Genomic DNA, 12,553 nt, shown 5'->3' with positions numbered 1-12,553 from the left:
AAAATATGAGAAGAGAGCAATATTCGCCGGAAGTCATAGCCCAGGCTGCTTTAGGGGTTGCAGAAGATCCAAAGACAGGCAATTCGACACTTGCCAACCGGGTGCGAGAAGTAATCGCTGCTGGAGAAGATCCGTTCCACTTAGTGTTTCGGGCCACCAAAAATGGCCGGGCAATATTAGAGCTGGCAGAGCTAATCAGGCGTCAACAATCCAACGGCCACATTCGGGTAAAGTAATGGGCGAACAGCCAGCAAACCCCGAAAGTCCAAAAGAGCAATTTCTTCAAGAAATTGTAGCTATCTTAGGGCAACTGCGCGAACTAGGTGTTGATTTCGAAGAGTCAGACGTCGAGCACCTGGCAGCTATGGAAGAAGACGAACTGGAAAATTACGTCTACGTAGCTTTGCTTGAGGCCGGTGTGGACAATCCAGAAGGAGTTATGATCGGGACGGGAATAGTCGAAGCTTTTAGAAAATACAACCAAGCCGAAATAGCCGAACGAACCGGCCATTACCTGGTTGATGAAGTCGATGAGCTTGATCGTCAGCGCGGCACTGGTTCATATCCGCGCAAAAAGGAGTAAAATACTTTAAATAATGAAAAATGTGTTCCGCCTGCAGGGCGAAGATTGGGTTACGAGCCCATATAAGAGGAATTTTGATATAGCGCTAACGTTGGGTGTTTCTCCCGTGGCCATTCCCGTGGGCTTAACGGCGCTGGCTCTTACCAGAATACTGGATGGAGATGACACGATCTTCAGGCAAACTCGCTACGGAGACGGCAGGACCGAAGGTTTTATGGTCAGAAAAATCACCAGTATGCGCGAAACCTCAGAAAGTAACGGTATTCGCGTTCCCACGCCTTTTGGCGCAATAATGCGGCCTGTGGCAGTTGACGAAATACCGCAACTAATAAATGTTTTAGAGGGCACAATGTCGCTAGTTGGGCCGCGGGCGCAAACAGCGCATGTTCGGGCCAACATGCAAGCGGCCCTAGACCGCAATACCTATGATGAGTGGCTTAACGCCGTTGAACTTTCTCGTCCCGGCGGGTTTTCTTCGTTTGGCATAAATATTCGCCAACCCGAAACCGAAAGAGGATTTATAACTAAAGCCAGAATGGATATAGTCGACTTCAATAACGCCAGCCTTAAGCACGACGTAGCCATAATTAGGCGGGCAGCTAGAACGGCTATTGGTGTATTAACTCCTGATTTAAGGCGCCCAGCCGAGGCGTCAACCGCCCTATCAGAAATTGCCCTTCAACCCGGAGTAGAATAAGTTCGCGGGTGCTATAGGCTAAAGGACTAAGTTTATCCACACTACACCTAAGTTTAGGTGTTCGCCCAGCGTTATAAAATTAATACGTGTCTAGCACGCCAGACAGTCCAAAGAGCATAGTTTACCGGCTTGACGAAGCTCTAATTAGTGATGGCAACATTCCGTACCCTGGCATAGATATTTTTGTTCCGTTGGTCTCAACCTATACGCCAAACCTCGGAGTGGTATCAATGCAGCCGCCGGAACAAACAGCCCAGCTTTTGATCCGGGCTGGCCTAGGCCAATGGTTTAAAAAAGTAAGGTCGCGCCAGTCCGCCGAAACAGAAATCGACCTATACGCCGCAATAGCCACAGACCTGGGCGTGAGCCCAAATAACTCTATCGTCGTTGATACATCTCCTATTGGCATCTTTGCCGCCAGGCGGCTTGGTTATTATTCAATTGGCTTAGTGGTTGATAAGTTCAAAATCCGGCCAGGCGAACTCATAGAAGCAGGGGCTCACTGTGTAGCCGCTGATCATTTAGCAGTAAGCGGATATATAGACGACGTAATGGGCATTAAACCGATAACCAAAGAGAGTAAAATAGAAGCTATAGAAGAGGGAGGCGCACTATGTTAGACAATGCAGAAGTTATGGCTATGGTACCGGTCAAAGATATAAAAGAAGCCGAAAAATTTTATAGTGAAACCTTGAGCTTAAAAAAGGTTGATGAGAATCCTGGCGGCATTAGTTACCAATGCGGAGCTACAAAGTTATTTGTTTATCCAACGCCAACGGCCGGAACGGCCAAGTCAACTGTAGCAACTTGGGAAGTTAGCGACATTAAATCCGTGTGCGACGAGTTGCAAGCAAAAGGTCTAGAATTTGAGCGCTACGATTATCCAGGCGCCACCCACGAAGGAGTAGTGCACATTTGGGAAGGCGCCAAAGCCGCCTGGTTCCGTGACCCGTCAGGCAACATCCTCGGCCTCAGCCAGATGTAGCGTACAATAAAAATATGAAAAAGAAAGTCAGAGACCTCAAGGGCAAAGAACTAGATGCCTGGCAAAGAGATTATCCGCGGCGCGAGGCTCTGCGCGAAGTAATTGAGCAGCGGTTAAAAGAGGCCAGCAATTTAAACGCGTTAGATGCCATTATTAGCTCGGCGCTTGCAGATGAGGCAGAGCCGGTTTTTGGCAGCGAGATTTTAAGTGAAGAGTACGAACGGGCCCATATAGCCGAAAGAGATAATGACGGAGCCAATCTTGGCGCAAATGTCCATGTCGTGAATCTGGATGAGATCGCTACGCCAGAGCAAATCGAAGACTGGGGAAACGCTTTTAGGATTCACCCGATGATTCGCGAAAGCTATCTAGAGCAGATACGCGAGGGCCAGCGACGAATGATGCTAGCCACAGACGAAGATGGCGAACCAGCAGGCAGGATTAGCTTAATTGTTAACGGCCCAAGGGTAACGAAAATCGACGCCAACGAGGAATCACCAGAATTTGAGGGCAAGCCGAGTGAAGTGGACGTAGTAGAAACTCTCGGCGGCTCATTACCGTGGATTGAAGATCTAGCCGTCATGGAAGGTTATAGGCGTAGCGGCATCGGTCAAAGGTTAATGAAAGAAGTCGAGCAAGAGATTCTCCGCGACAAGAAATTGCCGGACATAGTGGCGCTGGCTGTTAGGCCAGACAACGCCAAGGCTATTTCTATGTACGAAAAGCTGGGTTACAATCGCCGGCTTATCAACGGTCACGAAACTTTTGTTGCACACATCCAGGCCATGCCATCACACGAAGTTCTTCTAATGGTCAAAGGTTTAAAAAAGAAAGAAAAGTAGATGTCTGCAGACATAAAAATTAGACTTGCCAAGACCGAAGATTTGAAAGTTATCCAAGACTTGAATCACGAGCTATTTTTATCTGACTCTCAATATCAAGATGGCTATAATCTCAACTGGCCGTACGAACAGGCCGGTGAGGATTATTTTAAGGGCGTGATAGCCGGAGAATTAGGTGTTTGTTTCGTGGCCGAGGCGGATCAAGAAGTCGTAGGCTATCTAGCTGGCTGCTTGCGTAAGCCCCACGCAGCGTTCAAAACCAAGCGTGCCGAGCTCGAAAACATGTATGTTAAAGAGACTATGCGCAGTCAGGGAATAGGCGGCAGGCTGGCACAAACATTCTTGGATTGGTGCAAAAGTAAAGGCGCCGAGCATGTTATTGTTGGCACTTTGGCCGGCAACGATCGGGCTGTTAAATTTTATAAAGCCCATGGCTTTGATGAGTTCGAGATAATTTTGAGAGCAAAAATCTAATTAAATGATTACAATGCGCTCGCTCAAGTGCGGCGTATAATCATTTGCTGAAAGGAGCGAGTTTATGAAAATTACCAAATATACCCAGAGCTGCGCGGTAATCGAGGATTCTGGTGCCCGCGTGCTTATAGATATTTATGCCGCAGACAAAGACAGACTCGGCGAAATCGATCGGGTTGACGCTGTACTTTATACCCACGAACACGGTGATCATTTTGATGCCGACATGGCCAAAAATTTTGCCGAACAGGGAGTTCCTGTTTATGCCAATGCCTCAACCGCCAAGCAAGTCGACGGCAAGGTTAATGTTGTCGAAGACGGCCAGGAATTCAGTGTTGGTGATATGAAAGTTAAGGCATTAGAGTTGCCGCACTGCTTAATGGTAGACGGCAGTACCAGTGTGCAAAACACCGGTTTTTTGCTTAATGACCGCGCTTTCCATCCTGGCGACGGGATTAACTTAGAAGGCCTGAAGGCCGAGATTTTATTAACGCCAATTGCCGGGCCGGATATCTCGCCAAAAGATGCCTGCGACTTTGCTCGCCAGGTCGGCGCCAAAGAGTCTATTCCAATTCATTACGATATGATGAGCGCCAAGCCGGACTTTTACGCCAACATGGCAATTAGGTACAATATGCCATTCCGTGGCCACGCATTAGCCCACGGCGAGACTATTGAGCTATAATTAGACCAAATGAGAAGAAAAAGAAAAGGCAACTACGCCTTTATCGATAGCCAGAACCTGAATGTCAGTGTCCAGAACTACGGCTGGAAGATGAACTGGCGCAAGTTCCGCGAATTTTTGAGCGAGCGTTACGGCGTAACTAATGCTTATATGTTTATTGGCTACGTACCAGAGAACGAAGACCTTTACGAAAAAATGCACGACGCCGGTTACGCCGTCGTGCTCAAGCCGACCTTCGACATGACCAAACCGCGCGAAGAAAATAATGAGCCTAAAAACGAACCGGACAAAAAGGTCAAAGGCAATGTAGATGCCGATCTTGTGCTTTGGGCCATGAAAGAAATGAACAACTACGACAAGGCTGTGATTGTCAGTGGCGACGGCGACTTCTTCAGTTTGGTGGAGTTCTTAGTTGGCCGCAACAAACTCCTTAAGATTCTGACCCCCACAGGGCAATATTCCAGTCTTTACCATCAGTTCCAAGATTATGTTGAGCGAGTAGACGAGCACCGCCGCGAACTCGCGTATTACGACAAAAAAAGAGTTCCTGCCAGAAAATAATTTGCTCATGCTTGCAATAAAGCACAGATAGTACCAAGCTATTTCTTATGGAATATAATTTTCGGGAGTCAAGGGACGAATGGTACGACGACCTCGGAGAACGATGTCTTTCTGAAGAAGAAGTCATCGATTTTCAAGAATGCACCGTAATGCCAGTAGTTGATTACCTTTGCGGTGGCACGGATTTTCTGCAAGTAGCTCAACCGCCATTCGATTTGCAAACATGGTCTTTGAGGCTTGGCGACATGTTCTATGAGTTTAGAATCGGCAAGTCACAAGACGATACGTCCGACGACCCGGAAGATTTTGCTGTTTTTATAGATATGACCGTTAGTCGAGCACGGAACGACTTAACCGAACAGATAGTAGAGGCCAGAAACCGAGAAGTCGAAGAGCGTATAAGATCCATGGCAGAGAAAGATCAAGCCAAACCCCAGCCCGACGAAGTGGACTTCGATGAGGAAGACGACGATGAACCCGACGTGCAAATAGGGATTTGGGACGGAGCGGTTGCCTGGGAGACAAGAAGGTATTACTTCAATCCTTTTGACTTTTCCGACATGCAAGTAGAAGCTTGCTTTGAACTATTGGACGAAGACCACGACTGCGTATGGTCATCTGATTCTGTCACATACGGGATAGGAGACAGCGACGAGCACACTCCTTATTATTCGGACAGTATCCATAGACAATTTTCTCAATCTATAACACCTAAGGATATTAGATTAATTAAAAAGAGTTTCGCCCGATTAGGCGTACATCCGATACTCCTTGGTTAGAAATCCAACAGCCAACCCCAAGCTCCCTCGCTTAATATTAAAAAGATGAAATTAAACACAGGCACACAAATACCGGACATTGGGTTTGGCACGTGGCAAATAGAAGACGGCGAGGCGGTGATTGATGCCGTCAGCCGGGCCATCGATCTGGGCTATCGGCTAATTGATACCGCTAAGATTTACGATAATGAGAAGGGTGTTGGCAGGGCGATTGATGGCAGCGACATACCGCGCGATGAACTATTCGTAACTACCAAGCTTTGGAACGGCGATCAGGGCTACGGGACTGCGCTTGATGCTTTCGACCAAAGCCTTGACCGGCTGGCGCTGGACTTCATTGATTTATACCTTATCCATTGGCCGGGCCGAGACTCCAAAAAACGCCTGGATTCCTGGCGGGCTTTGAGCGAAATCTATGGATCGGGTAGGGCAAGGGCGGTTGGCGTATCTAATTTCGGAGTGAAGCATCTGGAAGAAATTCTAAAAAATTCCAAGCTGACGCCCGCGGTTAATCAAATAGAACTTCACCCTTTTATATATGAACAGCAAAGGCCAGTTTTGGACTTTTGCAAACAGCAGGGAATTGTGGTTGAAGCCTATAGCCCGCTAGCCAGGGGCGGAGTCAATCACCCAACGCTAAGTAAAATCGCCGATATATACCATAAGTCTCCGGCTCAAATTATGCTTCGCTGGGCAACTCAACAAGGCACGGTGCCGCTGCCCAAGTCAGAAACACCCAGACGCATCAAAGAAAATATCCAGATTTTTGACTTTGAACTATCCGATAAAGATATGCAGCAAATCAACAATCTAAGTAACTAAAAAAGCTCGCTATCTTTCTGGATTAAGCTGTTTGCTACAATAGGCTTATGATTAAGTCTAAAATAAGGGAAAAAGAGCAGCCCGAGCGGCGGATTTATTCCGCGCCCGGCGCGATGAGGAAAAACCGTAGGTTTGTCCTCATAAGGCTTTAGCCGCTAGTATGCCCGAAGATACTAAGGCAGAATTCCCAAAAACATTTATGTGGGGCGCCAGTACGGCCAGCCACCAAGTAGAGGGTGGCACGCAGAATCAATGGACTATCTGGGAAAAAACTCATGCCGAGCGGTTAGCTAAAAACGCCCATAAAACCTTAGGCTGGTTGCCCAACTGGGAAAAGATCAAAAAACAAGCAGAGAGTCCTGGCAACTACATTAGCGGCAAGGGCGTCGATCACTTCAACCGGTATAAAGAAGATTTCGATTTGGCCAAAAAACTTAACCTTAACGCCTTGCGTTTTGGTATTGAGTGGTCCAGGCTGGAACCCGAAGAAGGCGTTTGGGACGAGCAGGCCATAGAGCACTACCGTAATTACATAGAAGAGATGCGCAAACGCAAGATCGAGCCCATTATGAATATTTGGCACTGGACCATGCCGGTTTGGTTTGCCGATAAGGGCGGTTTTGCCAAGAGAGAAAATATTAAATACTTTGAGCGCTTTGTCCAGAGGGTTGGCAGCGAGTATGCTCACCACTTAAAGTATGTGATCACCATCAACGAACCCAACGTCTATGCCAGTTTTAGCTATCAACTGGGCTTATGGCCGCCGCAGCAAAAAAGCCCGGTAGCTATGTTCAGAGTCTTTTATAATCTTGCCTGGGCACATCGCAAGGCATACAGAATTCTTAAAAACATAAAACCAGAATTACAGGTTGGCGTGGCCGCCCAGCTGGGTAATATTCAAGCTAGGGATCCTCATGATTTTAGTGACGAGCTGTCTACTAAGGTGATGCGCTATTTCTGGAACTGGTGGTTCCTGAATCGCATCAGACGCTGCCAGGACTTTGTCGGCATAAACTACTACTTTACCGATTATTACGACGGTTTATTTAGAAAGAATAACCCTAAGGCACCGCTTAATGATCTTGGCTGGTACATGGAGCCAGAAGGCTTGTACCCGTTAATGCTGCGAGCTTGGAGTCATTACAACAAACCAATATTAATATCCGAAAACGGTGTGGCCGACGCCGCCGACGAATATCGTCGCTGGTGGATAGAAGAGACAATCGTAGCTATGGAGAGGGCGCACAGCGAGGGTGTTAAGATAGCCGGCTATTTACACTGGAGCTTATTGGATAATTTTGAATGGGCCACTGGCTGGTGGCCAAAGTTTGGTTTGATCGAGGTCGACAGAGAGCACGACATGAAGCGCACAATTCGACCCAGCGCCAAGTGGTTCGCCGAGCGTATTGTTAAGCTCACATCTCCTCAGTAAGCTTGACCATTTTGGCATTTTATGCTAGAGTTCTATTTAAGACTGACAAAAACAAAAATTTCTTAAACGGGAAACCAAAATGACAAAACGACTACCAAGCGAATTAAGGCCAGCTTATGAACGCTCAGTTGATCTAGCATCAATAGATTCGCGGATGAATTCTCAATTAGAATTCAACGACAGAGTCGATGCTTTAAAGCGTCGTCGGGTAGAGACCGGGGGAGCAAGCAATAAGCTAAGGCGCGTAGCTGCAGGGGCAGGCATCTTACTGGTCGCTGCCGGAGCAGTTGAGCTTATTGGTAGGGCGGCTGATCAGTCGATCCGTGAACATACTCACTCAATGCCTACCTTAACTAATAGCGGACACGAGAAGTAGCAAAACACTATATATTGTGCATTTAGGTTAATCTCAGGAATTTTGTGGAAAAGTGGCGAGAAATCGCCATTTTTTCTTTGAAAAAGTACTTGCAGTGGGTAAGAGTGGGTTATAAACTGTTGTCAGTGGGTAGAAGTGGGTAAGCCAAAATAGCTTATCTCACCAAAAAACAAAAACCACTAGTAACTAAAAAGAAGGAAACCATGGGAGACTACTTCGAAAGAAAGCTTGACGACAAGCGAAGGCTGACAATTCCAGCCGAGCTTCGCGATGAGTTTAAAAGCGGCGTAGTCATTACCAGAGGGTTCCAGAATTACCTACACCTTTACCCCAAGGCTGTATGGGACGAGCTGGTCGAGCCTGGTTTGCAGGGAAGTATCCTTGATGAGCGGGTGGCCGACCTTAACGTACAGTTCAGGATGGGTAAGGTAGAGAGTGAAATCGACGCCAAACAGGGTCGAATCACTATCGAACAGCACTTATTAGACTATGCCGGGATTAGCCGGGAGTTAGTAGCAGTGCGGGCCGGACGTTACTGGCGTCTAATGGCCAAAGTGTAGGTAAGTAAACAGTCGTTATTTAACAAACTAGATCTAAGCAGATAAACCGATTATGATCTCGAAGAAATTCGGGGTTCCCGCAAAATCTTATTTTGTGGGGCTAGAGGTTAGCTAATCGGCAGTCAACCGGTGAGACTCCGGGGAAACACCGTTAAAAAAGTCCCTCGTACATTTAACTCTATTTGTAACACCTCCCAAAACTCCACCTCACAAAAGTCTCTCTAAAAAAGAACTTCGAAGCCCAAGATAAGAGACTCTTAGAAATAAGAGCAAAAATTCGCGTCTTAAGCTTCACCTCAGAGCTTACTTCCCTCACTTAGTAAGCGTTCGTACAAAAACAAAAACTTACACACAAAAACAAAACGTTGACTGCTGATTAGGTGACCTTGTTAGCGAAGCTAAGAAGTTGGCTAATCGACCAGGGCGCGAAGCCCCGGGAGATAACCAAGACCTTGTTAGCAAAGTAGAATCGCCAAAATAGCTGGTTCTATACAAAAACAAAAATCACCAAAACAAAAACAAAAGTGGCAAATGCCAAAAAATCAACAACAAAATGGGGAGTTGATTCATCGGCCGGTTCTAGTTCAAGAAGTTTTAGAATGCCTGCGACCGCGGGCTGGGGAAAGCTACTTGGATTTAACAGCCGGCTACGGTGGACATGCCGAACTCATCATAGATAAAACCAAATCACCCGAGAAAGCCTATCTAGTCGACCGGGACGAACTGGCCATATCTACGCTTAAAACTAAATTCGAGAAAGCCCAGATAATCCACAGTGATTTTAAGCGGGCTTGCGAAGATTTGGTCGAGCAGGGGAAGCACTTTTCCATGGTGTTGGCTGATTTGGGCATTAGCTCACCGCACCTTGATATAGCCTCACGAGGGTTTTCGTTCGGAAATTCCGGGCCTTTGGACATGCGAATGGACCAAAGCCAGGACTTAACCGCCGCCGAGCTAGTCAATACAGCTAGCGAGCAAGAACTCATCCGCATCTTAGAAGAATACGGAGAAGAGCCAAAAGCAAGAGTGATTGCCAGGCGCATAACCGAAAACCGGCCAATAGAGGACACGACTGCGTTATCAAACGTAGTGGCAAAAGCTTACGGCCCTTGGGCGGCAAGATCCAGAGTCAATCCGGCTACCAGGACCTTCCAGGCACTAAGGATTGCCGTGAACGATGAGCTTAACCAATTATCTGACAGTCTGTCGCTGATGGCACGTCTGCTGGCCCCGGGTGGGCGGCTAGCAATCATCAGCTTTCACAGCCTGGAGGATCGAATAGTTAAGCAGTATTTTGCCGAGCATGCCGGCGACCGATTTGACGCTGAACTAAAGTTGCTTACCAAAAAACCTATTACCGCCGCCGACCCTGAAATTCGTTTAAATCCGCGAGCCCGCAGTGCTAAACTGCGAGCCGTAGCAAAATAAAAACAAAGAAAGGAAGAAGGAACTCGATGCCAATTAAGGTACAGAGTACTTCCCGAGCATACAAAGTCCGCGTAAGAGTTTTAGCTTAAACTCTTAGATCCCGGACGACGGGAGTAAAGCAGCGTCGGTTTGTATGCAATCCACGTTTCGCTGACGCTGCCTCCAAGAAAAACAAAAATATGACATATTCTTCATCTGTGGCCATGAGTCAGCGCCGCTCTTATGCTAGGCGCAACCAGAATTCAGTTAGCTTCTTAGACTCGGCTAAAAGTTTGGGTCCGGTTAGCAACACTATTATTTTGATAGTTTTAGCCTGTTTGATCGGCTTGTTGTATCTAACACAAGTGACTAAAACAAACAGTTACGGCTATACTATCAACAGTCTCGAGGAGCAGCAAAGCCAGCTCATGGATCAGAAATCAAACCTCGAGGTTACAGCTGCCCGTTCACAAAGTTTGCAGCGCGTTGCCGATAGCAGTGTTGCCAAGAATTTGGTCTCTACAACTCCGGTCGGCTCGATTTCTCAATAGATTTAATGGACGATCGCCCGCCAAAAACTCTCGCCCAGCGCAACCCAAGCGCCAACCGCCGCCTGTTAGTATGGTACGGCTTTTTGATTCTTATAATCGTAGTTATCGTTGGCAGGCTATTTTACCTTCAAGTTATTAAGCATGATCATTACCAAGCGGCGGCGCTAAACGATCAACTCAAACAATATTCAATTGCGCCAGAGCGGGGGATCATAGAGGCCCACGAGCAGGGCAATATCGTCCCATTGGTACTTAACCAAAAGCTCTACACGCTCTACGCAGACCCAACATTCATAAAAAACCCTGCCCAGGATGCTGTTAAGGTGGCGGCTGTTACTCATGGTGACGTCAGTAGCTACGAGAAACTTATGAAAACCAAAAATACCAGATACGTGATCTTGGCTAAAAAGATCAGCGAAGACGAGAGCAAACAAATAGCGGCCTTGAAGTTGTCGGGCGTAGGTACGCAGGGGCAAGACTATCGAACATATCCTCAGGGCAGTCTGGCCTCGCAACTACTAGGCTTCGTCAATGATAGCGGGCAGGGAAGTTACGGCGTAGAACAGGCTCTAAATAAAGAACTGGCCGGCACGCCCGGAGAGCTCAAGGCCATAACAGACGCCAGCGGTGTGCCATTGGCAGCCAGCAAAGACAACATTCAGGTTGATCCAAAAAATGGCGACAACGTAGTACTGACGATTGACGTCGGTATGCAGGCCCAAATGGAAAAAATATTGGCTAACGACTATAAAAAGACCAAGTCCAAGGGCTTGAGTGCCGTGATTATCGATCCTAACAGCGGCGAGATTAAAGCCATGGCTAACTATCCAACGTATGATCCGTCAAAATACCAAGACGTGAGCGATTCATCACTGTTTTTAAATGCGGCTGTTGATAATGCTATCGAGCCGGGCTCAACTATGAAGAACCTGACTACGGCGGCGGCGCTTGACCAGGGTGTAATTAAGCCCACCACGACTTTTTACGATCCGGCACATTGGATGGTTGATGGTTTCAATATCACCGACATTGAAGAAGACGGCGGTGCCGGCACTAAAAGCATTGGTGACATTTTGAATCTTTCGCTAAACACCGGCGCTACTTGGGAGCTAATGCAAATGGGCGGTGGCCAGCTTGATAGTCAGGGCCGTAATCGTTGGTATGACTACATGGTAAATCATTTCCAGTTAGGCAAGCAGACTAATGTTGAACAAGGTTACGAATCAGCCGGCTATGTTCCGGGGCCAAACGCCGGTTACGCGCCTGATCTTAAATATGCTAACACCGCCTTCGGGCAGGGCGTAACCATTACAGCTATACAAATGGCAGCGGCTCTATCTAGCACGTTAAACGGCGGCACTTATTATAAACCGCATCTGGTCGATGAGACGGTGTCTGCTAACGGTAAAGTCACGACCCAAAAACCCACGGTCGTTAAACGAAACGTGGTAAAGCCTGAAGTTAGTCAAGAGATGCAGAGTTTGATGGAGTATGTGGTTGATCAGCACTACAACCCGGGCGGATTTACTTATCTTAACTTCCCGGCGCAGTATAGCGTAGGCGGCAAAACCGGCACTGCTCAAATCGCCAACCCGAACGGCGGCTACTATGCCAATAGGTATAATGGCACCTACGCCGGCTTTGTTGGCGGCGATAAGCCGCAGTACGTCATAGTGGTTTACAACATTGAACCTAATGTCCCTGGCTATGCTGGTTCGTATGGCGGCCAGCCAGTATTTGCGGATCTGGCGCACATGTTGATAAACGACTTTAATGTTACGCCAAAAAGTTAGTGCTAA

At 47.4% G+C, this 12,553-nt stretch carries 16 protein-coding genes; all 16 read left to right on the top strand.

Translation table 11 applies throughout. The features are described 5' to 3' along the window. Nucleotides 1–5 precede the first annotated feature (5 nt). The 16 genes from VFT49_02065 to VFT49_01990 all read left to right on the top strand — a co-directional run bounded on the left by VFT49_02065 (nt 6) and on the right by VFT49_01990 (nt 12,547). On the top strand, nt 6–236 hold the full coding sequence (locus tag VFT49_02065; protein ID HEU5004851.1) for a hypothetical protein: 231 nt from the start codon (nt 6–8) through the stop codon (nt 234–236). Beyond that, entirely contained in the window at nt 236–583 is a 348-nt protein-coding gene (locus VFT49_02060; protein ID HEU5004850.1) for a hypothetical protein, read from the top strand. The genes VFT49_02065 and VFT49_02060 overlap by 1 nt, the downstream gene beginning before the upstream one ends. Before the next feature lie 13 nt (nt 584–596). Further along, nucleotides 597–1,280, top strand: coding sequence for a sugar transferase (locus VFT49_02055; GenBank protein HEU5004849.1), 684 nt, complete (start codon nt 597–599; stop codon nt 1,278–1,280). Between the two features lie 86 nt (nt 1,281–1,366). Next, complete coding sequence (locus VFT49_02050; GenBank protein HEU5004848.1) at nt 1,367–1,900, top strand: HAD hydrolase-like protein; 534 nt, start codon at nt 1,367–1,369, stop codon at nt 1,898–1,900. Further along, nucleotides 1,894–2,265 (top strand): VOC family protein, encoded by a 372-nt coding sequence (locus tag VFT49_02045; protein HEU5004847.1) that lies wholly within the window; start codon nt 1,894–1,896, stop codon nt 2,263–2,265. The genes VFT49_02050 and VFT49_02045 overlap by 7 nt, the downstream gene beginning before the upstream one ends. Before the next feature lie 14 nt (nt 2,266–2,279). Further along, complete coding sequence (locus tag VFT49_02040) at nt 2,280–3,107, top strand: GNAT family N-acetyltransferase (protein HEU5004846.1); 828 nt, start codon at nt 2,280–2,282, stop codon at nt 3,105–3,107. Beyond that, nucleotides 3,108–3,581 (top strand): GNAT family N-acetyltransferase, encoded by a 474-nt coding sequence (locus VFT49_02035; protein HEU5004845.1) that lies wholly within the window; start codon nt 3,108–3,110, stop codon nt 3,579–3,581. A gap of 64 nt (nt 3,582–3,645) precedes the next feature. Beyond that, complete coding sequence (locus VFT49_02030; protein ID HEU5004844.1) at nt 3,646–4,266, top strand: MBL fold metallo-hydrolase; 621 nt, start codon at nt 3,646–3,648, stop codon at nt 4,264–4,266. 9 nt (nt 4,267–4,275) lie between these two features. Then, complete coding sequence (locus tag VFT49_02025; protein HEU5004843.1) at nt 4,276–4,827, top strand: NYN domain-containing protein; 552 nt, start codon at nt 4,276–4,278, stop codon at nt 4,825–4,827. A gap of 47 nt (nt 4,828–4,874) precedes the next feature. After that, nucleotides 4,875–5,606 (top strand): hypothetical protein, encoded by a 732-nt coding sequence (locus VFT49_02020; protein ID HEU5004842.1) that lies wholly within the window; start codon nt 4,875–4,877, stop codon nt 5,604–5,606. A 45-nt stretch (nt 5,607–5,651) separates the two neighbouring features. Continuing rightward, nucleotides 5,652–6,428: an aldo/keto reductase gene (locus VFT49_02015; protein ID HEU5004841.1), complete on the top strand. Its 777-nt coding sequence runs from the start codon at nt 5,652–5,654 to the stop codon at nt 6,426–6,428. Nucleotides 6,429–6,588: 160 nt separating this feature from the next. After that, on the top strand, nt 6,589–7,860 hold the full coding sequence (locus tag VFT49_02010; GenBank protein HEU5004840.1) for a glycoside hydrolase family 1 protein: 1,272 nt from the start codon (nt 6,589–6,591) through the stop codon (nt 7,858–7,860). A gap of 579 nt (nt 7,861–8,439) precedes the next feature. Then, complete coding sequence (locus VFT49_02005) at nt 8,440–8,796, top strand: hypothetical protein (GenBank protein ID HEU5004839.1); 357 nt, start codon at nt 8,440–8,442, stop codon at nt 8,794–8,796. A 531-nt stretch (nt 8,797–9,327) separates the two neighbouring features. Next, nucleotides 9,328–10,224 carry a 16S rRNA (cytosine(1402)-N(4))-methyltransferase RsmH gene (gene rsmH, locus VFT49_02000; protein ID HEU5004838.1) on the top strand — a complete coding sequence of 299 codons (897 nt, stop codon included), beginning with the start codon at nt 9,328–9,330 and terminating at the stop codon, nt 10,222–10,224. A 179-nt stretch (nt 10,225–10,403) separates the two neighbouring features. Continuing rightward, the gene (locus VFT49_01995) at nt 10,404–10,754 is read left to right on the top strand and encodes a hypothetical protein (GenBank protein HEU5004837.1); all 351 of its coding nucleotides are present in this window, start codon (nt 10,404–10,406) and stop codon (nt 10,752–10,754) included. A gap of 5 nt (nt 10,755–10,759) precedes the next feature. Next, the gene (locus tag VFT49_01990) at nt 10,760–12,547 is read left to right on the top strand and encodes a penicillin-binding protein 2 (protein HEU5004836.1); all 1,788 of its coding nucleotides are present in this window, start codon (nt 10,760–10,762) and stop codon (nt 12,545–12,547) included. Nucleotides 12,548–12,553: the final 6 nt, after the last annotated feature.

The organism is Candidatus Saccharimonadales bacterium, from assembly GCA_035758565.1.
Classification (GTDB): domain Bacteria; phylum Patescibacteriota; class Saccharimonadia; order Saccharimonadales; family UBA10212; genus DASTXL01.
The sequence above is the reverse complement of the archived record's forward strand: the minus strand, read 5'-3'. Positions and strand labels throughout refer to the sequence as shown.

Excerpts from the sequence above, each read along its gene's own strand:
- VFT49_02065 (HEU5004851.1), top strand. The coding sequence starts at position 6 with ATGAGAAGAGAGCAATATTCGCCGGAAGTCATAGCCCAGGCTGCTTTA.
- VFT49_02060 (HEU5004850.1), top strand. The coding sequence starts at position 236 with ATGGGCGAACAGCCAGCAAACCCCGAAAGTCCAAAAGAGCAATTTCTT.
- VFT49_02055 (HEU5004849.1), top strand. The coding sequence starts at position 597 with ATGAAAAATGTGTTCCGCCTGCAGGGCGAAGATTGGGTTACGAGCCCA.
- VFT49_02045 (HEU5004847.1), top strand. The coding sequence starts at position 1,894 with ATGTTAGACAATGCAGAAGTTATGGCTATGGTACCGGTCAAAGATATA.
- VFT49_02040 (HEU5004846.1), top strand. The coding sequence starts at position 2,280 with ATGAAAAAGAAAGTCAGAGACCTCAAGGGCAAAGAACTAGATGCCTGG.
- VFT49_02035 (HEU5004845.1), top strand. The coding sequence starts at position 3,108 with ATGTCTGCAGACATAAAAATTAGACTTGCCAAGACCGAAGATTTGAAA.
- VFT49_02030 (HEU5004844.1), top strand. The coding sequence starts at position 3,646 with ATGAAAATTACCAAATATACCCAGAGCTGCGCGGTAATCGAGGATTCT.
- VFT49_02025 (HEU5004843.1), top strand. The coding sequence starts at position 4,276 with ATGAGAAGAAAAAGAAAAGGCAACTACGCCTTTATCGATAGCCAGAAC.
- VFT49_02020 (HEU5004842.1), top strand. The coding sequence starts at position 4,875 with ATGGAATATAATTTTCGGGAGTCAAGGGACGAATGGTACGACGACCTC.
- VFT49_02015 (HEU5004841.1), top strand. The coding sequence starts at position 5,652 with ATGAAATTAAACACAGGCACACAAATACCGGACATTGGGTTTGGCACG.
- VFT49_02010 (HEU5004840.1), top strand. The coding sequence starts at position 6,589 with ATGCCCGAAGATACTAAGGCAGAATTCCCAAAAACATTTATGTGGGGC.
- VFT49_02005 (HEU5004839.1), top strand. The coding sequence starts at position 8,440 with ATGGGAGACTACTTCGAAAGAAAGCTTGACGACAAGCGAAGGCTGACA.
- rsmH (HEU5004838.1), top strand. The coding sequence starts at position 9,328 with ATGCCAAAAAATCAACAACAAAATGGGGAGTTGATTCATCGGCCGGTT.
- VFT49_01995 (HEU5004837.1), top strand. The coding sequence starts at position 10,404 with ATGACATATTCTTCATCTGTGGCCATGAGTCAGCGCCGCTCTTATGCT.
- VFT49_01990 (HEU5004836.1), top strand. The coding sequence starts at position 10,760 with ATGGACGATCGCCCGCCAAAAACTCTCGCCCAGCGCAACCCAAGCGCC.